Here is a 26,658-nt window from a genome sequence, read left to right as displayed (position 1 = left end):
ATGTAGAGATGTAAAATTGCTTTATTAAATGCTCTTAATCGGTCGAAGTTGGTTTAAAATAAGTTATGAAAAGAGCGATTGCTCTTCCCATAACTTAACGTGCAAAAAAACAATTAAATGAAACGACTAAATAAAACGGTTGATCAAATTCTCTAAGTATTCTTGCTTACCGCTAATTAATTTTGGTTCACCATTTTCGGCAGCAAAGTTTCTTAAATCTTCTAGAGTCAATTTACCTTGTTCAAAGTCAGCGCCAGCCCCAGTGTCAAAGCTTGCATAACGTTGTGAACGAATTTTTTTATAATCAGATTTTTGAAGAATATTGTCAGCGATCACTAAAGCCCTTGCAAAATTGTCCATACCACCAACGTGGGCATAAAACAAATCAGCAGGATCTGTTGAATTTCTGCGTATTTTAGCATCAAAATTAACACCGCCACCATTTAAGCCACCAGCTTCTAAAATAATGAGCAAAGATTCTGTCAATTCATTCAAATCATTTGGAAATTGATCCGTATCCCAACCATTTTGATAATCACCACGGTTAGCGTCTATAGAACCTAAAAGTCCCGCATCAGCTGCAACTTGTAATTCATGCTGGAAAGTATGTCCGGCCAATGTAGCATGGTTAACTTCTAGATTTAACTGAAAATCACCCAATAAATCATATTTTCTCAAAAAGCCAATCACGGTTGCCGCATCAAAATCATACTGGTGTTTAGAAGGCTCACATGGCTTTGGTTCAATAAAAAATGACCCTTTAAAACCATTTTTACGTGCATAATCTTTCGCAACATGTAGAAAGCGAGCCAAATGCTCCTGTTCTCTCTTCATATTGGTATTCAAGAGTGACATATAGCCTTCACGACCACCCCAGAAAACATAATTCTCGCCACCAAGAGCAATTGTAGCATCAATCGCTGCCTTTACCTGCGCTCCACCATGAGCGAGTACATGAAAATCAGGATTAGTCGATGCACCATTCATATATCGGTGATGACTAAATAAATTTGCTGTACCCCAAAGCAATTTAATACCACTTTTCGCTTGCTTCTCCTTAGCGTAACTCACAATACGCTCCAGATTTTGCTCATTTTCAACAACATTATCGGTATAGTCCACTAAATCAACATCGTGAAAACAGTAATAAGGCAATTGCATTTTTGTCATAAATTCAAATGCAGCATCCATTTTATCTTTAGCTCGATCTATTATTCCAGATTTAGCATCCCAAGGAAAAAACTGCGTAGGTCCCCCAAATGGATCAGATCCATTACCATTAAACGAATGCCAATAAGAGCAAGCAAATTTAAAATGCTCTGCCATTGTTTTTCCTGCTACCACACGGTTAGCATCATACCAGCGAAAGGCTAACGGATTATCCGATTCGACACCTTCATATTTAACTTGACCAATGTTTTTAAAATACTCTTGATTTCCTAATAAAACTTCCATTTTTAATTAATTTAACAATTTCCTATTTAAACTATTTTTCCATTTTTCATATAACTCATCATATAAACCAACATGTGAAGGTTCAATAATGGCATGTTTTTCCAATCCTGCAAAAGCTTCTTTACGAGAAACAAATATCTCCGCACCCAGTCCTGCACCCAATGCCGCCCCCACGCTGCCGTCATTGTCATATAGCTCGACTTCCACATTGGTGACTCCTGCAAAAGATTGCTGGAATACAGGGCTCAAAAATAAATTGGCATGTCCTGCTCGAATGACCTTTGGTTCGATACCATTTTGTCTCAAAATATCAAGACCATACCGAAAAGAGAAGGCTATTCCCTCTTGTGCTGCACGCCATAAATGTGCATCATCGTGTCGTACAAAATCTATATTTTCGATATGGGCATGCACCATCTTATTTTTTAGCATGCGTTCAGCTCCATTGCCAAATGGCAGTACGATAATACCATCAGAACCAATAGCAATATTGGAAGCTAATTGATTGATCTGTACATAATCATTCCCTCGAGCAGTTATTTTTTTCATCCAGCTATTTTGAATACCCGTACCATTGATACAGAGCAACACGCCCAAGCTCGTCTGGACATGATCATGATTGACATGTGCAAAAGTGTTCACACGCGACTCTTGATCATAGACCAGTTGATCTGTGACCGCATAGATAACACCAGATGTACCAGCAGTTGCAGCAACTTCTCCAGGCTCAAATACATTTAATGATAATGCATTATTGGGCTGATCTCCGGCTTTGTAGCTCACAAATGCTTCCCTAGACAGATTCAGCTCATCGGCAACATCCGCCTTAATCTGACCGTAATTGGAAAAGACTGGTAAGATTTCGGGTACTAGATCGCGATCTATTCCATAATAATGAAGTAAAGTATCGGAAATACTATTCTGCTTAAAATCCCATAAAATACCTTCAGATATGGAACTGATATTGGAATTGATCTCACCAGTCAGACACATACTCAAATAATCACCAGGAAGCATAAATTTATAAATCTTAGCATACAGCTCAGGTTCATTTTCCTTTACCCAAGCCAACTTTGAAGCCGTAAAATTACCTGGAGAATTGAGGTGGGATCCTAAAAAACCAGTAGCTGACAAATTGGAGATAGCCTCATCTCCTATTGCTACCGCCCTACTATCGCACCAGATGATCGCATTGCGTATCGGTTGCTGGTCATGATCCACGATCACTAAACCATGCATTTGATAGGCAATACCGATTGCACCGATATGCTTCGGATTATACAAGCCTGTACTGTTCAGTTTTTGGATCGCCAATTTCGTATAATCCCACCAGACATGTGGATCTTGCTCTGCCCATCCCTGCTGCTCCGAGATGATAGCCGCCTCACTATCCGGGTACTGTGTAGATGCTATTCGTCTATTGGTCTGCGCATCGATCACAGATACTTTAATAGAGGAAGTCCCTAGATCTATTCCTAATAATAACATATAATATCTTCCTTATGATTTATCGTTTACATTTATATCAACCACCAGCGACCAAAGTCGTCTTGATCTCCTTAATTAATTTTTTTACTCATTATTGCTGATCATGTACAAAAACATATTTTTCGCCCGCCTGAGTGGGAATATCATATTCATATACTTTTCTCAAATGGTTACCCTTCAAATTGGCCTGTGCCGATACCAGTGCCTCTTTTACCGTGACAGGATTTAACAATACATTTGGATTTTCACCCATTGCTTCCTTTAAGCCTTTTGCGGCCAGTGGCCAATACGATCGCACGCGTAAATTACCGCCAATTTTGGACGTAACTGTCATGTTCTCAATGCTCCCATCTTTCCAGTTCATATCAACATGAAAGCCACCTCTTGCCACCATACCCGCCACAGACCCTTCCCCCCATAAATCGGGTAAAGCGGGCAATACATGAACAGCTCCATCATGACTTTGCATCAGCATTTCGGCTACTCCAGCGCTCAGACCAAAATTACCATCAATCTGAAATGGAGGATGTGCGGTAAACATATTGGGATACGTACGTCCCTCTGGATTCATTTTATCAGCTAAAGTCAACATATTGTCAATGATCTGATACGCCTTATTTCCATCAAGCAAACGTGCCCAAAGATTTATTTTCCAACCGATAGACCATCCCGTTGCAAAATCCCCTCTGTACTGCAATGAATTTCTTGCAGCCTCAAACAACTCCGCTGTGCGGTATGGAGATATTTGATGGCCAGGATACAATCCATACAAATGTGATACATGCCGATGGTCACTTTTCGGATCATCAAGATCTTCTAACCATTCTTGCAATTGCGTATATCTTCCGACTTGCATAGGAGGTATTTGTCGCGCAATAGAAACCAATTTAGTCTGATAATCCGGATCCTGGCCTAAAATTTCACTCGCCAAGGCAGTACGCGTCAGGATGTCAAATGCCAGTTGATTGTCCATGGTCACTCCAGCAGAAATAGGTCCGTGCTCCGGGGATATAGATGGAGAAATAACAAGCCAATCCGGATGTTTTGGATGAGCAATTAATATGGACAAAATAAAGTCCGAAGCCCCTTTCATCACTGGATATAGCTCCGCTAAGAATTTTTTATCACCCGTGTATAGATAATGTTCCCATACATGCTGCGTTAGCCATGTCCCTCCGGTCAGCCACATACCCGCTGCCGCAAAATCAATTGGGCTTGTTACGCGCCATAGATCTGTATTGTGATGCGTCACCCAACCATCAGCACCATACAATATGCGAGCAGTTTCACGACCACTTTCACTCAACTCTTTAATCATCTGAAACAAAGGCTCATTTGTTTCAGAAAGATTCGTTACTTCGGCAGGCCAATAATTCATTTCGGTATTAATATTGACCGTATATTTGCTGTCCCAAGGTGGATTCATCGATCTATTCCAAATGCCTTGCAAATTTGCCGGCTGGCCACCCGGTTGCGAAGAACAGATCAATAAATAACGTCCAAATTGAACCAATAAGGCCACCAAAGATGGATCTTGCGTGGTCTTGAAATTGTCAATCCGCTCCGTGATAGTCATGTTGTTAACATCAGCTTTTTGACCAAGATCTAATTTGAATCGTGCAAATTGTTTATTATAAATTGCTATATGCTGCTTAAGTGCTTCTTGAAAGCTCTTTTTTTGTGCTGATGACAATTTACGTGCAGCTCTGCTTGCGTGATCGTTATCGACTGTTTTGTAATTCACAAAATTTGTAGCAATCGAAATATACAGCACGACAGAAGTTGCACCCGATACAGTTATTTTATTATTTGTTACGGCGAGTATACCATCTTTATTTTTTACAGCCGTCTGCTCTTGATAGATAATTTGACCTTTAATCCCCTCATGCGTTGATCCTCTACCTTCCAAAATTAAACTTTCACCTGATTTGAAAACTTGATGATCGGAATGGTTTGCATATTCCATCTCAAAATTAAGCGCCCCCTTTTTACTTGCTGTAATCTGCATCATAATCACATCATCCGCAAATGACGAAAACACCTGACGGGTGTATGTCACGTTACCTACCGTATAACGAGATCGTGCAACAGCGCTTTCAATATCCAATTCACGGTAATAATTTTGATATTCTTTGTGGTCCGGAAAATTTAAAATGACACTGCCCCCAGTTTGATAGGGCATGCCATGGGTTTTGGTAAAAAATGATTGATTTAATAATTGATCCGCTTTTTCAGGTTTTCCATCAAAGATTAATTGTCGAACTTCAGGAAGTGTCGCCAAAGCATGATGATTATCATTTCGATAAGGTCCTCCTGCATAAATCGTTTCTTCATTTAGCTGTAATTCTTCCCGTTGCGGAATACCATAAACCATAGCACCCAAGCGACCATTCCCTATAGGCAACGCCTGCTCCCAAATATGATCTAACACCGGTTTATCATACCATAATTTAAGAGCATTCTTGTTTTGAGCAAATAACATACAATTAAACACGGATATAATCCCTATAAAAATCACGTTTAAAAAAACAGCTAATATTAATCTCATAATTTTATTTTGACTACATCGGATTTACCCATATTTCATCCAATGTATTAAACTTATTTCCTATCCATCATCCCAATTATCGCTGGGAGACTCATCAACGATATTGATGTCCGCCATTTAAAGTAGTTTGAAAGAATTATTGATGATCTTGATCACTATCTTTAAACAATAATTGCGAAACCAGATACAGATCATTCTTCCAGACATTAAAATCATGGCCTCCAGGTTCGATGTAAAACACATGAGGTACCTGGTGCTTTTCCAAATAATCATGCGTTCTGTTGGTGATTTGAATTAAACCATCTTGATCTCCACATGAAATCCAAAGTAACTGGAGTTTATCCTTAACTTCCTGTGGATTAGGAATAAGTTCCTCCGGCATACGTGTATTTGGTGCTGAAGAAAAACCACCTACCCAAGCGAATGTATCCAGGTTCCCAAGTCCAAAATTTAAAGCCTGTCCTCCCCCCATAGATAATCCAAACAGCGCACGATTGATTTGACCAGGCTTTGCAGGATAATTTTTTTCAACATATGGAATCAAGTCCTTTAATAAATCCCGTTGAAATGTAGCAAAAGCTTCAATTTTATCAGCAGCCATGATGTTGCCGCTTGCACGATCATCTTTCATCGCACGGCCATTTGGCAATACCACTAACATGGGTTCTAATTTACCTTGGGCATACAGATTGTCCAAGATGATTTGAGGTGTACCATTTTTCAACCATTCATATTCATCACCTCCGATTCCATGTAAAAGATAAAGTACGGGATAAGATTTTTTCGGAGAAAAACCCGGTGGCAGATATACTAAAGCACTTCGTTCCGCCTCTACAGTTGATGAAAAATAAAAAATCGTATCGATCTTACCATGTGAAATATCCGATTGATATAAATCAAATCCTGCAGGAGCATGCTTCTGTTGCGCGCTCACTAAGGAAATTGATAGAACTAAAAGTAGTATAATCCATACGTTCTTCATGATCATGTAGTTTATAATTAGGTTTTGACTATTTAATTTCAATAGACTTTTATTCGGTTTAAATTTTAGAGAAGCACGCTTCCAAAGATCCTATCTTGACGATACTTGCTGCATTTATGCATTCCAAAAAATCATAAATCAAATAGTAAAACAGATATATATATTGTAATTTAATAATATTGGTTTTATTTAGCTAAAATTATTTTCATTAATTATGCAAATAATTTCCTTTTCAAATAAATGTTAAGGAAATATAAGTGGTTATTTTAGGCTACTGTTGCATCTTGATATACTTTTCTAGAAAGCACTTTTTTAGTCGCTAATACAATACTAGCTGCATTTAAACCGTATTTTTCCATCAATTGAGCAGGAGTTCCCGATTCACCAAAGCTATCATCTACAGCAACATACTCTTGAGGACTAGGCTGTTTTTTTGCCAGTAATTGTGCGATACTATCTCCCAAACCTCCTAAGCGATTATGTTCCTCAGCTGTAACAACACATCCTGTTTTTTTAATTGAAGTTAAAATAGCCTCTTCATCCAATGGTTTAATCGTGTGAATATTAATAATTTCTGCATCTATACCTATTTTTTCAAGTTCCTCACCAGCTTGAATTGCTTCCCATACCAGATGTCCAGTTGCAATGATGGTTACATCTTTACCCTCATTAAGCATAACTGCCTTACCGATCTCAAATTCTTGATCTTCTGGCGTAAAAACAGGGACTACTGGTCTTCCAAAGCGAAGATAAACAGGTCCGTAATACTTCGCAGCGGCAATTGTAGCTGCCTTCGTTTGGTTATAATCACAAGGGTTAATCACCGTCATGCCCGGTAACATCTTCATCAATCCGATATCTTCCAAAATTTGGTGTGTAGCACCATCTTCGCCAAGCGTCAAGCCTGCATGTGATGCCGCGATCTTAACATTTTTATCAGAATAGGCTATGGATTGACGGATTTGATCATAAACTCTTCCCGTTGAGAAGTTCGCAAAAGTTCCCGTAAACGGAATCTTATTTCCGATCGTTAACCCTGCAGCGATCCCCATCATATTGGCCTCAGCAATACCGATCTGAAAGAATCTTTCAGGAAATTCTTTAATGAAATCATTCATTTTTAATGACCCGATCAGATCAGCACAAAGCGCAACGACATTTGGATCTTTTCGTCCAGCTTCCAATAAACCAGCTCCAAAACCAGATCGTGTATCTTTAGACTCTGTATATGTATATTTTTTCATTTTTTACCAGTATAGAATAGTTCGTATGGATTAATTGGTATTTAGGTTTAAGCAAAACATCACTAAACTTTAAATACCAATACTTTACACACTAATAATAATTAATAATCACCTAATGTTTCTTGATTCTGAGCTAAAGCGATAGCCAATTGATCGTTATTTGGAGCTACACCATGCCATTTGTGCGAACCCATCATAAAATCGACACCATTCCCCATTTCGGTATGCAATAAAATAATAACAGGCACACCTTTATTAGCTTGTGATTTTGCTTCGGAAAGCCCCTCCAGTATAGAAGCAATATCATTTCCATTTTTTATTTCGATGACATGCCAGCCAAAGGCCAACCACTTGGCGGAAAGATTTCCTAGTGACAAAACATCTTGAGTTGCTCCATCAATTTGTGCCCCATTATAATCAATAATAGCGATAAGGTTATCCACTTTATTGTGGGGGGCATACATAGCAGCTTCCCATACTTGACCTTCTTGCAATTCGCCATCACCCATCAGCACATAAATCAAGCCTTTATCGTGATTCAATTTCTTAGCTTGAGCTGCACCAATCGATACAGACAACCCTTGTCCCAAGGAACCTGATGCGATACGAATACCTGGCAATCCCTCATGGGTAGTGGGATGACCTTGCAATCGGGATCCAATCTTACGAAACGATGCCAACTCCGCTACATCAAAATAACCTGCTCTTGCCAATACGCTATAGAAGACAGGTGAAATATGACCATTAGAAAGGAAAAATAAATCTTCCCCTTTTCCATCGAGATCAAATCCCTCCTTCCTATTCATCACTTCAAAATATAAAGCAACCAAAAGCTCTGTACAACCCAAAGATCCTCCAGGATGTCCAGATTGACAGGAGTGAACCATCCGAACAATATCTCTTCGAACCTGAGAAACAATTTCTTCTAGTTCGGAAACACTTTTTTTATTCATTTCCATAACTATTAATTATTTTGATCAGCCACAAGCTTATGATCAGCTAAGAATTGAGCAAGTCCGCTGTCCGTTAAAGGATGTTTTAAAAGAGAAAGAATCGCTGACAAAGGAGATGTAATGACATCAGCACCAATTTTAGCACAGCCTAATATATGCGAACTGTTGCGAACAGAAGCGGCTAATATTTGCGTTGAAAATCCATAGTTATCATATATTTCACGAATTTCATTGATAAGACCGAGGCCATCGACAGAGATGTCATCTAAGCGGCCAATAAATGGAGACACATAAGTTGCACCCGCCTTTGCTGCCAACAAGGCTTGCCCTGCAGAAAACACTAATGTACAGTTTGTTTTTATACCCTTTTTACTGAAATATTTAATAGCCCTTATCCCATCTTTGGTCATCGGTACTTTAACCACTATTTTAGTATTTAAAGAAGCCAACTCCTCCCCTTCGTAGATCATACCTGCATAGTCAGTAGCAATCACCTCAGCACTTACATCCCCATCCACGATAGCACATATATCGAGGTAATGTTTCTTAACATGGTCATCTCCACTAATCCCCTCTTTTGCCATTAATGTAGGATTGGTCGTTACACCATCCAACACCCCGAAGTCTTGGGCCTCTTGAATATCCTTCAAGTTGGCTGTGTCAATAAAAAATTTCATTTATCAATTTAAGTTTAGTTGTTTATTTTTGGTCAACAATTAGCAGTTGAAAAATCTCTAATTGTATAACAAAACTATATGATTAAGTGCTCATAAAATGAAACAGATCTTAAAAATAAGGGTAAAAATGTTTAAAACATCCTCCCAAATCCTTTAAAACAGCACTTAATCAATTACTTTATGACTAGAGTCAAATTTTTAAATGAGATTTAAAAAAATATGGATATACCCGAATTAGCAGGTTTATCCATATAATACCTCACGGATCTGGACAAGTAAATCAGATAAAGATTTAATGTTCAAGGAATCAGGCAAAGAACTTTTAGAATACAGCTCCTTGATCTCGATTCGCATATCTTCAACTTGAGAGCAAAGCTGTTCGTAAGTCCATTTTCCACTTTTTATATCGAGCAATTCTTGACGATTAGACCTTTTAATAATTAGGGTTCCATGCACTAGTAGATCTTTCGCCACTTCCATCAAACGAATAGTATGCATCATATTCTTAGCATCATATCCTTGTCCATGTTCCACCGTTCCTGCATATCGAGCTGCATTACGTTTCTTTTTCCATTCCTGATAAGCTATAAAATCTTTGCAATGTGAAGAATATGCTTCATGATTGACAAAAAGTAAAGCTAGACTCTCCTCCCCGAGTGGAATAGAACTTAAGGCCACTTCTTGACTATCGAGCTTCGCTATTATCCCTCGATATTTTCCTTCTTCTTTCTTATCATAATATAATGCAAAAACATTTTTAGCATGCTCCAATTTCGTCAATCCGCAATAATGAATACTTAAACCACGTTCCTGTAGCCATGACAATAAGGGGTAACTCCGACTTCCTATCATAACGTAAACAAAATCCAATAAACTTTTTCGCTGGTTCAAGTGTGGGCTATTGATCTTTTTGTTCAAGCCCTTAGCTTTCTTTACTTGTTGCAATGCATATTGAACGAAACTGTCAACCAACATTTTATTAAAGAGATTTTGTAAATCAAATGCCTCCATTAGTGGATGACGAATCAGCACATGATCAGCAGAACTGGCTAATAATTCCATTGCTGCTGGATTATTTTTACTAAGCAATTCAATAAACCTACCCAATTCATAATATACTTCATCATGGGTCTCGTCACTGATCTGGGGTATATAATCCAGACCAAAGAAATAAGCCTTTGGTAAGTAAAATATACCCTTAATATCGATGTCAGATGTATCAGTATGCAGTCCATACGCTTTGCTTCCTGTAATTGCCTTAAACAGAATGAGGTTTTTGTCATGTAAATCTTGGATAGTCATTTTATTCTTTTTCAAGTAACTGTGTGAAATAATAATCAATCGTTTCTATCGGAATTTTCATTGTGGGGATGAATGCAACAGTTTCCTTTAATTTGAAAAATGTTTCTTTCATATAACTGATCCATTCTTTTTCTAAAACAAAAGTAAAATCTTCCTGAACTGAGGATTTGAGCAAGATCATCAATTCCAACCTATTCACTAAATCAGGGGGAAGCAAGATCATCAAGTGTTTCATCTCCATGGGTGCATAGGATTGGTAAGTTGCGATCCATAGAGCAGATAGCAAACTTCTAGTCATATAAAAAAAAGATTTCAATCTTACAGTCGGAAGATCCAATCCCTCCATTTTACCTTGAAACAATCCTAAATAATGATACATGTGTGCACGAAGATTAGGAGCACAATCCAATAAGGGCATAAAATCATTTTTGAAGGTAATAAAATCACCATAACAAATAGGGGATTGAAGCCATTCAAATAATGTACAATTACTTTTAGATAAGAGTTTCAATACCTTTCGGATATCCCAGCCATAAACATCAAGATCATTCTCAATAGGATAACTGATATCCTCAGGTTTTCCGAATATTGATAAATAATCTTTGCGCTTTCTCTGGTAGATAAAGCGAATATCATAATCACTATCTAAAGAGGGAAATCCCCAAGCTCGGCTTCCAGACTCACAAGCATATAGTATTTTAATATTTTCCTTGATTTCAATTTTTTGGATGACTCCACATAGATATTTATGATCCATTTTAATTTTCTTTTACTCCAAGGAACATTCCTTTGGAACTCATGACAAAGATGAGATCCACCCGAAGCAACCTATTTGCGCAATAGAAAAATTAAAAATATTCCACTGTCTATCAACAAAATAAAAAAATCATAAAAATACATCATTGAACTAAAAAAAAACACTACGCAGTTTCATTGCGTAGTGCTGATAACATATCCAATACCTATATATCTTAACCTCTCCCATAAGCATGTAATCACTTCTTGAAAAAAAAGGTAATCTTTTTTTATGGGTCTTTGAGAAGGATTGAGGATCAGTTTTTCTTCTTTATATGGGCAAATCCACACGGACACCATTCTTCCAGTAACATGGTTTATAATTGACAGGAACATCACCAGTAGAACCTGTTACATACACGTCTTCTCCATCAATATAAATTCCAGAAGCCTGCGCATTATCTTCCAGTTCATACAGAGTACCATTTTTCCAATAGCAGGCTGTATGTCGTGTACTATTGGATTGATATTTATTAATCAAACCGACCGCATAAATATCATTTTTAGATTGTGTGATTTGCAAAACTTCCCCATAGCGATCATCCAGTATAACCAGTTCCTGATTTTTCCAATAAACCGGAAAACCACAATTACCCCCTACATAAACCGTATTTTCATTACTTTGAAAAATAGCGGTGACTTCTTTAAAGATTCCTTTATTCGGTAGAGGCAATGCAAGAGGTTCCGACACTCCGTCCCAAAAGAAGGGTTTGCTAATCGCTAAAGAACCACTTCCACTAACTTTTGAAACTTTGCCAAACATGCCTGCAAAAATAGGTTTATCCTTATAGATCCCGATCGTCCTCAATACCCCCACACTGTCACTCTCCATTTTTAACCGAACACTATTTTGATAATAGTACATGACCGTATCCAACAGATAACTGCCCTGATCCAGCTGATAGGAATCATTGCCCCCTATCTGATTTTTATATTCATAATTTATTTTACCCTGATCATCAATCGCTTTGCGATATAAGGTTCCTTTCGGAAGATGTTGATCAAACTTAGTTTGACTTGTCTTCACTCCATCCAACCAGTAAAAAGTACCTGGTTCTCTCCCTAAAGATCGATAACCACTGATGGCAACATGGCCTTCGTGAACGATAATGGACAATCCATTACTAAAACGCTCCTGATTGTCTTCAGATTTTTTACAAGAAACAAATAAAAATAAAATAAAAGATAGGGCTAAAAGTCGACTGATATAGATCTGATTCATTTCTGATGAAACTTATGATTATTAAAATTGATTACTAGTATTGTCAAAGTTAAATAAAAATAGAATAAATCAAAGCTTTATAGCAAGTCATCTTCCTTGACCGCAATAGATCGTAATTAAAGAGCAGATTTAATCCAAGAAATAATCAAAATAAGATGCTGAAATGATTATACTAGCTTGTATATTGCTAAATCAATTTGTTTTCTGTAGCGATCTTTACCAATTCAATCATGTTTTTCGCCTGAAATTTTTTCAATAAATTTCTACGGTGTGTCTCTACCGTGATAATTGAAATAAACAGATTTTCAGCGATTACTACTGAGGTATGCCCATTGGCAATAGCTTGTAAAAGCTGTTGTTCCCGCTTGGTCAATCTAGGGATTTCAACCGTATTTTTAGTCGGACGCAACATAATCTGCTGCACTTCTTTACTTAAAGCCAAATCCCCATGCAATGCTTTTCCGATACATGCAAGGATCTCTTCTGAATCCGCATTTTTTAAAATATAGCCATTTCCGCCATTTTCTAGAAAGCGAAAAATTATACTGCGCTCTGCTTGATTGCTGATACCCAAAACAATAGTATGTGGCGAACTCTGTTTGATTATTTTACAAAAATCAAGACCACTACCATCACTTAAAATAATATCCAACAATACAATATCCACCTTATTCTCTTGAATAAAGTCAACGATAGCAGCGCCCTTTGTAAACGAAAAGATTTGAAATTTTTTCTCCTGTTGTAAGAGCGATTTCAAGCCTTCCAAAATCATAGGATGATCATCAACGATGGCCAGATTTAGGGTATTTTTATTAAACATAACAATCGATATTTATAGTCGTTCCTTCCCCTCTTGATGAAATGATATCAACCCTTCCGTTAACTAATCGCACACGATTTTCAATATTTCTTAATCCTAAACCTTCTGTAATCTCTTTTTTATCAAATCCAATTCCATCATCTTCGATCGTGAGCTGCAGCAGATTATTATGCTGACTGATCTGCACGATAATATTGCTTGCTTGAGCATATTTCAATGCATTACTGATACTTTCTTGGGTAATACGGTAAAGTGCCAACTGTGTTTGAAAAGGAATATTTTCAGTTAAATCAAAAGCTTCAAATTGAATAGGAAGATTCTTGTGACTCATCGACTCACACAATTCTGTTAGTGCAATCTCCAATCCCAGATTTTTCAATGTTTCAGGCATCAAATTTCTGGAAATTCTGCGCATTTCGGAAATAGAACGATCCAACTTTTGAATAATATCATTTGATTGATCTATACTTCCGACGAGGTCTTTTGAAATCGTCATTCTGATATTCGCCAGCATGCCCCCCATACTATCATGAAGATCCTGAGCAATGCGCTGCCGTTCCTGCTCTTCGCCCTTCAAAATAGCTTGTGTAGCCTCATATTTCCTTTCGTCCTCGATACGCATTAATTGTTGCCGATGACTCAAACTGATTTGATTATTCAATTTTCGTTGATTTGTATAATTGAGAAAAGCCAGCAGGGCAATAACCAAACTTAAACCAAGTGCGATCCCTAAAAGTGTCGTACGTAGGCTTTTATTACGAGCAATAAGTTGATTTTCCTTTTTTTCTTGTTCCAAACGGTTGATCGTTTGTTGTTTGACTGAAGTTTGATGCAAGATCTCATACTCATTCATCTTTTCCAATAATTGCTGCTTCTGAATACTATCAGTCAATACGCTGGATTCCTTCATCCAATGATAAGCTTCTTTATAATCACCCAATAATTCGTTTACAGATGCCAATTGCGTCAGAACAATTTTGCGGTTTATTCCTTCCTTTGTCAAAATTCCTTCTTGCAAAATTCCTTCCATCAAAGCCTTCGCTTTTTTGTAATCCTTTTGCATGAGGTAAATATTATACATCCGAAAATTTAACATTTGCAACATTTTGAGTTGCTTTTTATGCTTTGCGAGTGCAATTCCTTTACCCAGATTTTCCAGTGCTGGTGCAAAATTCTGCGTTGTCGTGTAGTACATAGCCACCTGATAGTAATAATTGGCAGCATGTTGCGTATTTGGATATTGCTGGATCAGTAGCGTTGCTTTATCCAGGTAGCGCTTCGCGGTCTTACTATCGGGCATGTAGCAATAATTGCTTACCATATTGAGGTAAGTAAGCAGGTGAACCGTGTTCTGTGGTACAATCTGATGGATTTTTTCCAATGCTTTTTGATGATATTCGTCGGCTTTATTAAAATCTCCAACGGACATAAAAGTCAACCCTAGCTGCGTGTAACAATAAGCCAAAAGTTCTTTATTTCCACTTTTATCACTTAGAGGTATACATTTCTCCGTCAATGTTTTTACTAAAAAATCATATCCCTTTTCGGGCACTTGAATGTAAGCGTAATTGTACCAAGATTTAATCAATATCTCTGTATTTTGAGGTTCTTTCTCCAAGATACGGATAGCTTCTTCATACCGATTTTTAGCTTGTGTTTTATCCCCCTGATTCGTATAGAAAACAGCTTGATAATAATTTAAAAGACCGCTACTCAATACATGTTTACTTTTTGAATGCAAAACAGCATCAAGCGACTGCCTGCTTTTTAGACTATCTATAGGAGCCCAATATTCGGAAAGCAAAAGAGAATTATTCAGTCGTATACTATCCGTATCACCTGACTTGATGAGGTTGTTTATTTGTTTTAAGTACAGCTCTTCATCTAAAGGAATGAGTTGCTGTGCTTTGGTTTTGTTGATAAGGATGAAAATAAAAAAAAAGAATACTAAAAAAAAATGCTTAAACATCGATCTACAATTTATATAACAAATATCAAAATAAAAAGAAGGCTATTTTCATTTCCCGAAAAAATCATGGTAAACCATTAGAAATTAAATCAGGGTTTAGGATGATTGTTCCAATAGGGCAATCTGTTGAAATTTGTTCATACAAAATACAAAAAAATACAGTTATGAAAAAAGTAAATGCTAAAATAGCCCTTTTAGGAGTTTTATCCCTACTCACATTTGGATCACTGACTACGAGTTGTAGCAAAGACAACGATAATAGTGAAGTTGTACCTAAAGGAAGTAATTATAAAATTACGGTAACATTAAGCAACGTAAATCAAGATCGCGATTATGTATCGGTAGTTGTTGCAGGTGGTACTTCAGCTGGAAAAAATGATGTATGGAAAGTAAACGGCGTGGTCAAAACCGGAGAATCAGCGATAGGTTTAAGTAAGACTGATTTCATTGGCGGAACCAAAACTTACGTTATTGAAACAACGCAGCCTATTCAGGCATTTTCTGGTGGTGTACAAATTATCAATTATGGTGAAGACCTACCTGTTAACTACAAAATTGAAGTGGACGGAACCGTTAAGGTCAGTGAAAATCCAACCCTATCTGGTGATGGTGCTAACTTAACGAAACAATATTCGTTTTAAAACAGATCACTGTTAAAAATCTATATTTTCTAATGAATACAATGACTATGGACTTACGGTCCATAGTCAAATTTCGATTAAGCTCTTCCAATAAGATACCACCCAAAAGATGAAATTCATAACCATAGCTATTTCCTAGCTGACTGAGGCGCATGTGCTAGTACATCAGATTTCATTCAAGAAATCACTTAATGATTGATCTTTTCCAACCGGCAATTTTTTACGTAATCGATAACGGTGAATTTCCACACCCCTAACCGTAATATTTTGCAATTGCGCGATTTGCTTGGTCGTGAAATTCAGTTTTAAATAGGCACACACTTTTAAATCATTACGTGATAGTCCAGAGTGGTTGGACTTTAGCTTATTCAAAAAACCATCATTGAGCTCATCAAAATGGGAGGCGAATTGATCCCAATTTGCACTATTTTTCTCCACATCTTTCAATAAACTATGGACACGTTTTAAATCAGATGCCTCTTCCTCACCGATTTCTAATTTTGCCAATTCATCACGAACTTTAACTAGAGTTCCAGAATTTTCTAATAATTTCATGCTTGCACTTGCCAACTCCTTGGTTTTGACCATCACTTCTTGTTCTAGTTTCTCATTATTAAGTTTGACAATTTCCTTTTCGCTTTTTTCAATTTCAAGTTGATGGATATACCGAAGCTGTTCCATTTTCTTTTCATACTGGAGACGCTGCCTTTTCCATATTTGTTTCTGTATGGTGAAAAAACCATATACAGCAAATACACCCAAGATGACATATACAAACTTTGCCCACAAGCTTAGATACCAAGGCGGTAAAATCGTAAAACCATAAGACGATACTTCGGAGATCTGATTGAGATTATTCCGAACTTTCACTTGAAAACGGTAGTGACCACTCGGAAGATTGGTGTATGATTTTTCAGAAATATGAGCCCATGGAGACCAATTTTCGTCATAACCGATTAATTGATAACTAAACTCCACATGTTCATGAATCCCAAAACTGGGCGATGAAAAAGCAAATTGAAAAGAATTCAAATTAGAAGCTAGTTGTGGCTCGTCAGCATTCAATTTCTTATCATTGCCGCTTAAATTTTTAGGAAAATAGCCTGCAAAAATAATACTATCACGACTGGATTTTACAGTTACCTGTGATAACAGTACCGTTGGTTTACGTGCTTCTTTGATATACTTTTCATAGTTAAGGTGAATAATTCCTTTTTCCGCAACGATATAGATATTATTTTTATCATACGTATTGATATGATCAAAGCCGGAGGTATTCATTCCTTCCATTTCAGGAAATTTGACCAGCTGATACGTTTTCCCCTTTGGATCAAATTGTGCTACTCCTACATATTTATTTGTACAAAACCAGATATTTCCATCCTGATCTTCTTTTAAATAACGAATCGTGAGTCCATCAAATACTTTAAAATCAAGTGCAGGTACGAAAACATGATTGCCATAATCATACTTATAAATCCCCTTTTCTGTTGCAAATACAACTTGATCTTTTATTTTAAATACATAGTTTTGATAATCAGAAGGCAAACCATTTTTTTTAGTAAATAGATCTGCTTGATACGATTGTCTATCTGCTGCAAGTCGCATGCGGTAAATACCCCGATAGGGATGTGAAGCCCAGATTGTTTTTCGATCATCCTGCTCTATAAAACGATAAGAATCAAGTATCCCGCGCAGCTGTCCTCCAGAATGAAAGCTACCATGGTCATAATGAAGTAACTCTAAACCCTGATACGTTCCCACGACAGCATGATCTATCGGATATACCGAGCTTAATGGCAATACATTCCAAATACCAGTCCGATTGGACAAGGGTATTAAAGATTGATCTTTTACCTGAAAAAGCCCTTTATTATGTCCAAGTAATAAGTGACCATTTAATTCTTTTAAGAGCCATGCCTCTCCACCATCACTTTTTGGAAAAAGTGAAAATGAACTCAATGAACGGCTTTGATCCTTCATCCCCTTGGTGATAGGGGCCACATAAACTCCATTTGAAGAAGATAAGTACAGCTTATAGTCAAAAATTAAGGAAGATAAACCAGTAACATCATTTTCGAGATTTGGTCTCAAATATCGTACAGCAGATCCGTAGGAGATCACCGAAATACCATTGTCACTGGCTACCCAAATATTTTGCTGTTGATCAACAAATACTGCTGAAATATTCTTGTTTTGTAATCCTTCCCTAACACCGATCCGTTGTATAGTCTTACCATCCATATGACGGATATGGCAACCATCTTTTGCATTGCCCACAATAAAGGTTGAATCATCAATTCGAGCTGAAGATGGTGTATAACTATCCTCCCAACCCTCCTTATTTAATTGGATTAATGCCTTGTCTTTCAATTCATAATTCTGATTATTTAAAGTGGATACCACGATACGATCCTTACCTAATGGTATCATGGCAGATATTTTCATATTGCTATACGGTAAAGCGGCAATCAATGGAGACCAATGATGGCTACGGTACACCAATAGCCCATATTTTTTATCTTGAGCAAATAAAGAGTCTCCCACCTTTCCCATAAAATTCCATTCTGCAGCAGCGGGATGTACCGTTATTTTTTGACCTTTAAATTCAAAAATCACATTAGTCGCTCTAAAAAAAACAGACTGTCCCAATGAAAGGGTATTCCAGATATCGGCAAAATTACGGTATTCTTCAGGTATCAATTCTTTTAATGAAGTATAGATCAATCCCCCCTGTTCAGCAGGTTCAAAATAACCGAAATCTCCTTGACCACCTACATATATCCGATCATGTGCATCAATCCATAAAGACCGAATAATAGTATGGTTGGGTAAAACATAAGATTTCCAATATCTCCCGTCAAAAGTAATCAACCCTTCACTATTGCCAAAATATAGGATTCCTCTACTATCTTGTTTGATATCCCAAGTACGGCTCCCCCCTTGATATACGGTTTTATTGTAATTATTAACGAGAGGTAATCCAATTAGATGTTGTCCAGATGAGGTAATCGGTAAAAAAAAAGAGGCAATAAGATATAGGACAAAAAGGTACTTCATAAAGATTTATATTGGTTTGATGTAAACTTGACGTACCCCAAATATACCGAATTTTATATCATAAACCCAATATGATGTAGTGTTGAAGTAGTGGAAAAATTTAACTTACGCTGATCTAAGTCTAATTTTGGGCTAATTATAAACATTCCTAAATTTTTAATTTATCAAGCATGAGAAATAATGTTAGCATCATGGCAAGTGTTGCTCTTCTGTCTTGCCTTACCAATCCAGTAAGTGCACAAAACAGAACGATTACAGGTAAAGTCACAAATGAACTGGGGATTCCGCTCGTGGCAAGTATTACCGTATCTGGAGATTCCAAAATTGGAACAAGTAGCAACGAGAATGGAGATTTTACAATCTCTATTCCTCAAAATTCCAGTTATTTGATGGTCTCTTCACTGGGCTATGAAACAAAAACTGTAGCCATAACAGGCAATTCAGTGAATATCCAATTAAAAGCTAATGCGGATTTTAATCTGGATGAAGTCGTCGTAGTAGGATATGGTACACAAAGAAAAGGCGATCTCACCGCACCAATTTCAACGGTCAATATGCAAGATATGGCCAAACGTACAGTTTCTAATCCCATGGATGCCCTCCAAGGTGCCGTTACGGGGGTACAGATTGTCAGCTCAGGTGCGCCTGGATCTACACCATCAGTACGGGTTCGCGGAGTAGGATCATTTAATAATGAAAGTCCTTTGTATGTGGTCGATGGTATGTTTATGGACAATATTGACTTCCTAAACCCCAACGATATTGCCGACATCTCTATTTTAAAAGATGCATCTGGAGCAGCGATATATGGGGTTCGTGCCGCTAATGGAGTCATTCTAGTCACGACCAAAAAAGGGAGTTTAAATATGAAATCCCGAGTAACTTACAATGGTTTTGCCGGCTTTCAAACACCAACCAATATGCTAAAAATGGCAAATGCGCAGCAGTATGCTCATTATGCTACTGCCACGGGAAATGGTGCATTTGTAAAAAATTCAGTTGAAAAATTTGGTGGCACAGAGACCAATCCGGCGATGGATACCGATTGGTTCAATGAGCTGCTACGCTCAAAAGCATTAATAACCAATCACAATGTCGACGTCATGGGCGGAAGTGAAAAAATAAGCTATGCGTTTGGACTCAACTACGTCAAACAAGAAGGCATCATGGATGCTAAAAACAATAACCAAAAATTTAATATGCGCATGCAGGCTGATGCCAAAGTCACAGATTGGTTAAAAGTTGGATTTATGGCACATTTAAATAATTTTAAATCCTATCATCCCGATAATGCTGCTTTCCGTCAGGCCTATTTTGCATCGCCTTTATATCCGGTGTACGACCCATCGCTCGAACTTGCGAAACCTGAAAAATTTGGATCCAGTACCGCAATTGGTATGCAATCGGGATTTTGGTACAACAATCCGGTCGCTACAGCCTTCTACAGAAACAATCAGACTAGAGGATTCCAGATCCTACCGAGTTTTTACGTAGAGGCAGAATTATGGAAAGATAAGATTACGTTCAAATCGCAGCTGAGCCAACGGTACCAATCCACACATAACATCGGTTATAATCCCATTTATTATATCGATAATGACCAGCGAAACGATCGCTCTTTTCTACGATCTGCACAGGCGCGTAACAACAACTATATCTTAGACAATTTACTAACGTATAAAGACGGGGCAGGAAAACACCACTGGACAGTGCTTTTGGGGCAATCTTCACGTGAAGAACGGTGGCGCGAAACCTGGGTACAGGCCAATGATGTACCCGAATCGGAAGAATTTTGGTATGTAGGCGTGGGTGCTCAGGGAATAGGTTCGGCAACGGGATATGGTGAAAGGGGCTCTCGTAACGCAGGAATATCCTATTTTACAAGAGGAACGTACGACTATGATAACAAATATTTATTGACTGCCACTTTCCGTGCCGATGGAAGTTCTAAATATCAAACGAAATGGGGATATTTTCCATCGGTGGGATTAGGATGGGTATTGACTAAGGAAAAGTTTATGGAAAATCAGACGCTTTTCAATCAGTTAAAAATACGCGGAAGCTGGGGTAAATTAGGAAATGACGGTATTCAGCCCAATGCAGGGTATGCAACCGTGTATTCTGGCAACAATTTTTCAGGAATATTTGGTAGTGAAGGTACAACCAACGGTACAAGAATCCCAGGATACCGCGTCGGCAGATTCTTTTCACAGGTCCGCTGGGAGGTCGTGGAAGAATGGGATGGCGGTCTAGATTTTGCTTTATTGAACAATCGCTTGAGCGGTACCGTAGACTATTACCACAGAACAACTCATGATCTGGCTTTCAGCAGACCAATTCCATTTTCTTGGGATCGTGTATATGGAAACTGGGGCAGTGTAGCCAACAGTGGATGGGAAGTCGGACTTCAATGGAAAGATAAAATTGGTGCATTAGGCTATGCTATTGCTGGAAATGTAACCACATTAAAAAATACAGTCAAAAATCTGGGAGGATTAGAAAATATCATGAACGGCTACCCAGAATGGTCAGCGGAATTCCCGGCAAGAATCCAGATCAACGAGCCGATCAACTATTATTATGGATATGAAGTAGCAGGAGTCTATCAAAATCAAGCGCAGATCGATGCCGACCCGATCGCAAGTGCATACAATAAACAGAATCCAAACTCCCCTATTGTACCAGGTTATTTCCAGTACAAAGACCAAAATAATAATGGGGAACTGGATGAAAACGACCGTATCAATTTAGGGAACTACCTTCCAAAGATCACTTATGGTTTCAACCTAGCATTCGATTACAAAAAATTTGATATGAGTATCGCCTTCCAAGGTGTAAGTGGCAACAAAATCCATAACCTCAACCGAGCGATGAGAAGAAAATACAATCAAATGAATGTGGATGCAGCCTTTGTTGAAAATTTATGGACCGGTGAAGGTACAAGCAATACCCATCCATCCGCAGCAGGCTCTGTCGCCTCATGGAACCTACAGGCAAGCTCATTCTTTGTCGAAAGCGGTGCTTACCTGCGCGTTCAAAACATTCAGTTGGGCTATAATTTTGATTTTCCAAAACTACCGACCCGCATATTCGTAACGGCAGATAGGCCTTTTATATTTACCAAATATAATGGTTTTACACCAGAAGTATCGGAAATGGGATTTGATGCCAATGTATATCCAATTGCATCCACATACAGCCTAGGAGTCAAAGTTTCATTTTAATTTTTAACACTTACTTTTTAATCTTATGAATACCTTTAAATATATCCTCATAGCAAGTTGTATAGCAGTGCCTTTATCCATGAGTAGCTGTAAAAAGTTTTTAGACAAGCCTCTTGAAAATCAACAACGTTCGGAAGAAATAGACTACAGCAATACTGCCCTCATGTATGGCCCTGTTTCTGGGGTATACCGATCAGCAGCAGACGACAATCTGGTGCATTGGATCGATCTTTCTATACGCTGTATGCGTGATGATGACTACTTGCAGGCAGCACCCAATCCAAATGATAATCCAGAGTTAATGGCGATCAAAAATTTCCAAAATGATGTAACGGTTCAGTCCTATTGGGGACTCAATCAATCTTGGATCAGTTATTACAGTCTGGTTATCGCAGTCAATAATGCTTTGATTGAGCTGGACAATTTTGCTGCAAAAATACCCGCGAGCAATACCAAAGACCTGATCCTCAATAAGCAATATAAAGCTGAGGTAAGATTTCTGAGAGCCTATGCTCATCTCATGGCTTCTCGCCTCTTCGGAAACGTTCCTATTTTGATCGACAGTGAAAACATAGGACGTCTAGCAACCATCGAGAAGAGCACTGCGGCCGAAGTAAGACAATTTATCATGGCTGAAATGAATGAATGTATCGAAGATCTCGAAGATGCACGTCCCAATCAGTCCATCCATATCGGTGCCGTCACCAAATATACCGCACTGCTCCTAAAAGCTAAGGCTGCTGCAGACCTTGCCGGAAATGATAATGGCAGTCCCCATTGGGAAGAAGTCTTAGATGCAACCAATAAGATCATTGCGAGCAATAAATTTTCTTTATATCCAAACTATTACGAACTGTTTAAGATACCTGGAAAACTAGCAAACGAGTCGTTATTTGAATTGCAATATTCCGATTTTGGCTTAAGCACAGGAGATATTGTACGTCCGGGAGTAGACTGGGGAACATTTTTTAAATGGCAAGGTCCATCCGGGGATCAAAAAGGAAGTCCCATTTCAGGTGCGGGATGGGTTCCTCCGTCGCAAGATATTGTCGATTTTCTAACAAATCGTGGAGATAATGAGCGTTTAAAAACAACTATTCTCTATTGTGGAATCAATGGCAACCCTGCGACCTCGGCAACCACGCCTAGTGGTGACGTCGTTTATGGTAATCCATTTGGTGTTAAATATTTTAATGGAAAAGCGTATCTTCCAAAAGCACAAATGACAGCAGGAAGAATGGAATATGGCGCAAACAATAATGTCCGGATACTTCGTTACGCCGATGTATTGCTTTTAAATGCGGAAGCAAAAGTAAGAAAGGGACAAAATGGAGACGAACCGTTCCGATTAGTACGAGAACGAGCTAAATTAGGAGCAATTTCAAATGTCACTTTAAACCAGATCCTTGACGAGCGTAGAGCAGAATTTGCTTGTGAGTGGTGGGGCGAACGTTTCAACGACTTGGTTCGTACTGGAAAAGCAAAAGATGTATTTGGCGCTAAATTTATTCCAGGCATGAGTGAATCTTTGCCAATACCACAAACGCAAATAGATGCTAATCCTAATTTCAGATAAATTATGAGTCATATAAAAATAGGAATTGTATGTTCCCTGCTCCTTTTTAGCGTACAGCTAGCAGTATCGCAAGAAAACAAACCCGTCAAAACCGTCATCGCTAAAGAAAACGGTGGTTATATTATCAAGCGTGACGGTCAACCGTATTTTATCAAAGGAGCTGGAGGCACCAATTATATGGATCGTCTAAAAGCGTATGGAGGTAACTCCATACGCACTTGGAGTCCCCAAAATGCCGACAAAATACTGGATGAGGCCCAACGCTTGGGACTGACTGTCACCTTAGGATTGGATGTCCGCGCTGAACGGCATGGATTTGACTATAACAATCCTGAACTGGTCGCTCAGCAATTGGAAGGAATACGAAAAACCGTACTTCAATACCGAAACCATCCAGCACTTTTAGCCTGGGGAATCGGCAATGAGCTCAACCTGCATTATAGCAATCCCAAAGTTTGGGACGCTGTTAATGATATTGCGGCCATGATCCATGAGCTGGATCCCAATCATTTGGTGACCACTATGCTGGCAGGTATCAACCAAAAGGAGTTTGACTATATCCAAGAAAAATGTCCGGCTATCGATCTCATTGCTGTTCAAGTATATGGCGGTCTAGCCTCTGTGCCTGAGCAGATAAAACGTGTCGGTTGGAAAAAACCGTACATCGTCACCGAATGGGGACCTACAGGACACTGGGAAGTCACCCAGACTCCTTGGTCTGCTTCTATTGAAGAAAATAGTAGTGAAAAAGCTGCTGTATACAAAAGTCGCTATGAGGCCTCGATCGGAAAAGACAATCATTGCTTGGGTTCTTATGTATTTTTGTGGGGACAGAAACAAGAGCGTACCCCTACCTGGTATGGCTTGTTCACAGAAGCAGGTGAAGAAAATGCAGTCGTAGATGTCATGGAATATCTCTGGTCAAAAAAATGGCCTGCAAACCGATCCCCACAGGTATCGTCCTTGCTGTTGGATGGAAAAAAGGCAGCTGACTTTGTTTATGTCAAACCCGGAAAAAGTTATCCTATTCAGGTGTCTGTACAAGATCCAGATGGAGACAAACTCACCACACGTTGGGAGCTTCTGCACGAAAGTACCGACTTGAAAGAAGGAGGTGATCGTGAAGAAAGACCAAAGGCTATTCCAGGACGTATTGCAGCTGAAGGTGAACAGCACACACAGCTTACAGCTCCCACAGAAGAAGGCGCATACCGATTATTTGTCTATGTTTCCGATGGTCACAACAACGTGGCTACAGCCAACATCCCTTTTTACGTAACGGCTAATAAGTCAAACATCAGCGCCGCAGGCACAAAAAACACCTACCGTTTTTCAAGTGATCCCATTTGGGCAGATGAATTTAATTACGAAGGCTTACCAGACACGACAAAATGGTCGTACGATGTAGGTTCAAAATATAACGGCTGGGGCAATAATGAGGATCAGTATTATGTCGCGTCTTCTTCCAAAAACTCGATTGTAGGCAAAGGAGTTTTAAAAATCAAAGCTTTAAAAGAAAGTAAAGGTGGAAAACCCTACACTTCTGCCCGTTTGGTCAGTAAAGGTAAGGGTGATTTCTTATATGGCCGATTTGAAGCCCGAGCAAAATTGCCCAAAGGACGCGGTACTTGGCCAGCGATCTGGATGTTGCCTACAGAATCAACGTATGGCAATTGGCCCAATTCAGGTGAAATAGACATACTCGAACACGTGGGTTATGATCAAGATGTATTGCATATATCGACACATACCCAAGCGTATAACCACAATATCAATACTCAAAAAACGGCCACAAAAAAGGTAGCTGGTGTTTCCGATGTGTTCCATTTATACCGCGTAGATTGGACCCCAGAATACATCAAAGGATTTATCGATGATCAAGAAATTTTTTCTATTGAAAACGAACATAAATCCTTTGCGGAATGGCCTTTTGATCAAAAATTCCACTGGTTGCTCAATTTAGCCATCGGCGGAAACTGGGGTGGTAAAAACGGGATCGATGAAAAATCATTTCCCTCAGTTTTTGAAATTGACTATGTCCGGGTATATGAATTGCTACCTTAAATCATTCCCATTATCCATCTGGAATTGAAGAAGTAAAACATCTAATTTTAACAAAAAAATCTTTCCAGTATGGAGCTGGAAAGATTTTTTTATAGCATGCACTTTGGTTCTCTTGTATTCAATTTTCTAGCATGGAGATGCCACCTCCTTTTTTCTGATTTAAACATACCGCATCAGCGCCATAAAATTGTTTTTAAATTCAATATAGTTGTATACACAACAATAAAACAAACGGACATGAAAGCTCCTGCTTTTTTAATCCAATCGGTCAATTTCACCGCTGCACATAAGCCACAAACAGATTTTTAAAATGGATATCTTACCACGACCCCTTCATTCAAACATCAACACTGCGATCATCGACACTGAAAATTTAAATTTTAGCAAAAAATCTTTGAGGCAAGCCTTCACAACATCCTGAATAGTCTCAACCTTCTTATTTAAGAATCATTTTAAGCGATCAGAGAGATTGTTAATCTCAAAACACTCATAATACCTGACAAAATAAATTAGATCGTTTAAAAGCGCTTATTTGAAATAAAGCAATTTTCGGGCATCGATAAAGTATAGATGAAGCATAGATAATGCGTTGATAGTGCATGGATAGTGTATCGACAGGTACCCTTTTACACACTATC

Annotated in this window: 17 protein-coding genes; 4 read left to right on the top strand and 13 right to left on the bottom strand. The window is 38.4% G+C overall.

What is annotated here, in order from left to right:
• Positions 1–126: 126 nt before the first annotated feature.
• The 12 genes from xylA to C8N37_RS03780 all read right to left on the bottom strand — a co-directional run bounded on the left by xylA (position 127) and on the right by C8N37_RS03780 (position 15,455).
• Complete coding sequence (gene xylA / locus C8N37_RS03835; protein WP_108157624.1) at positions 127–1,455, bottom strand: xylose isomerase; 1,329 nt, start codon at positions 1,453–1,455, stop codon at positions 127–129.
• Positions 1,456–1,461: 6 nt separating this feature from the next.
• Positions 1,462–2,943, bottom strand: a complete 1,482-nt coding sequence (locus C8N37_RS03830) for a xylulokinase (protein ID WP_108157623.1) — start codon at positions 2,941–2,943, stop codon at positions 1,462–1,464.
• Between the two features lie 91 nt (positions 2,944–3,034).
• Positions 3,035–5,491, bottom strand: a complete 2,457-nt coding sequence (locus C8N37_RS03825; protein WP_108157622.1) for a glycoside hydrolase family 95 protein — start codon at positions 5,489–5,491, stop codon at positions 3,035–3,037.
• A gap of 136 nt (positions 5,492–5,627) precedes the next feature.
• A complete protein-coding gene (locus C8N37_RS03820) occupies positions 5,628–6,473 on the bottom strand; it encodes an alpha/beta hydrolase (protein WP_108157782.1) in 846 nt (281 codons plus the stop codon).
• 266 nt (positions 6,474–6,739) lie between these two features.
• Positions 6,740–7,717, bottom strand: a complete 978-nt coding sequence (locus C8N37_RS03815; protein ID WP_108157621.1) for a transketolase family protein — start codon at positions 7,715–7,717, stop codon at positions 6,740–6,742.
• Between the two features lie 101 nt (positions 7,718–7,818).
• Positions 7,819–8,670 (bottom strand): transketolase, encoded by an 852-nt coding sequence (locus C8N37_RS03810; protein ID WP_045755330.1) that lies wholly within the window; start codon positions 8,668–8,670, stop codon positions 7,819–7,821.
• Between the two features lie 11 nt (positions 8,671–8,681).
• Positions 8,682–9,347, bottom strand: a complete 666-nt coding sequence (gene fsa / locus C8N37_RS03805) for a fructose-6-phosphate aldolase (protein WP_108157620.1) — start codon at positions 9,345–9,347, stop codon at positions 8,682–8,684.
• Between the two features lie 243 nt (positions 9,348–9,590).
• The gene (locus tag C8N37_RS03800) at positions 9,591–10,649 is read right to left on the bottom strand and encodes a DNA polymerase beta superfamily protein (protein WP_108157619.1); all 1,059 of its coding nucleotides are present in this window, start codon (positions 10,647–10,649) and stop codon (positions 9,591–9,593) included.
• 1 nt (position 10,650) lies between these two features.
• Positions 10,651–11,406 (bottom strand): nucleotidyltransferase domain-containing protein, encoded by a 756-nt coding sequence (locus tag C8N37_RS03795; protein WP_108157618.1) that lies wholly within the window; start codon positions 11,404–11,406, stop codon positions 10,651–10,653.
• Positions 11,407–11,715: 309 nt separating this feature from the next.
• Positions 11,716–12,666 carry a hypothetical protein gene (locus tag C8N37_RS03790; RefSeq protein WP_108157617.1) on the bottom strand — a complete coding sequence of 317 codons (951 nt, stop codon included), beginning with the start codon at positions 12,664–12,666 and terminating at the stop codon, positions 11,716–11,718.
• 187 nt (positions 12,667–12,853) lie between these two features.
• Positions 12,854–13,486 carry a response regulator gene (locus tag C8N37_RS03785; RefSeq protein ID WP_108157616.1) on the bottom strand — a complete coding sequence of 211 codons (633 nt, stop codon included), beginning with the start codon at positions 13,484–13,486 and terminating at the stop codon, positions 12,854–12,856.
• The gene (locus C8N37_RS03780) at positions 13,479–15,455 is read right to left on the bottom strand and encodes a tetratricopeptide repeat-containing sensor histidine kinase (protein ID WP_108157615.1); all 1,977 of its coding nucleotides are present in this window, start codon (positions 15,453–15,455) and stop codon (positions 13,479–13,481) included. The genes C8N37_RS03785 and C8N37_RS03780 overlap by 8 nt, the downstream gene beginning before the upstream one ends.
• Before the next feature lie 164 nt (positions 15,456–15,619).
• Between C8N37_RS03780 and C8N37_RS03775 the strand changes: the two genes are divergently transcribed.
• Entirely contained in the window at positions 15,620–16,096 is a 477-nt protein-coding gene (locus tag C8N37_RS03775) for a hypothetical protein (protein WP_108157614.1), read from the top strand.
• A gap of 165 nt (positions 16,097–16,261) precedes the next feature.
• Here the strand turns inward: C8N37_RS03775 and C8N37_RS03770 are convergent, their stop codons facing one another.
• Positions 16,262–19,156 carry a triple tyrosine motif-containing protein gene (locus tag C8N37_RS03770; RefSeq protein WP_108157613.1) on the bottom strand — a complete coding sequence of 965 codons (2,895 nt, stop codon included), beginning with the start codon at positions 19,154–19,156 and terminating at the stop codon, positions 16,262–16,264.
• Positions 19,157–19,326: 170 nt separating this feature from the next.
• On the opposite strand from C8N37_RS03770, the gene C8N37_RS03765 reads away from it, so the two are divergent.
• Genes C8N37_RS03765 through C8N37_RS22910 form a run of 3 tightly spaced genes read left to right on the top strand, consistent with a single transcriptional unit; the run spans position 19,327 to position 26,020 of the window.
• Entirely contained in the window at positions 19,327–22,380 is a 3,054-nt protein-coding gene (locus tag C8N37_RS03765) for a SusC/RagA family TonB-linked outer membrane protein (protein WP_108157612.1), read from the top strand.
• Between the two features lie 25 nt (positions 22,381–22,405).
• A complete protein-coding gene (locus tag C8N37_RS03760; RefSeq protein WP_108157611.1) occupies positions 22,406–23,956 on the top strand; it encodes a RagB/SusD family nutrient uptake outer membrane protein in 1,551 nt (516 codons plus the stop codon).
• A 3-nt stretch (positions 23,957–23,959) separates the two neighbouring features.
• Positions 23,960–26,020 carry a family 16 glycosylhydrolase gene (locus tag C8N37_RS22910; protein WP_211322184.1) on the top strand — a complete coding sequence of 687 codons (2,061 nt, stop codon included), beginning with the start codon at positions 23,960–23,962 and terminating at the stop codon, positions 26,018–26,020.
• Positions 26,021–26,658 lie beyond the last annotated feature (638 nt).

Source organism: Sphingobacterium faecium, assembly GCF_003054045.1.
GTDB classification, from domain to species: Bacteria; Bacteroidota; Bacteroidia; order Sphingobacteriales; family Sphingobacteriaceae; genus Sphingobacterium; species Sphingobacterium faecium.
The sequence above is the reverse complement of the archived record's forward strand: the minus strand, read 5'-3'. Positions and strand labels throughout refer to the sequence as shown.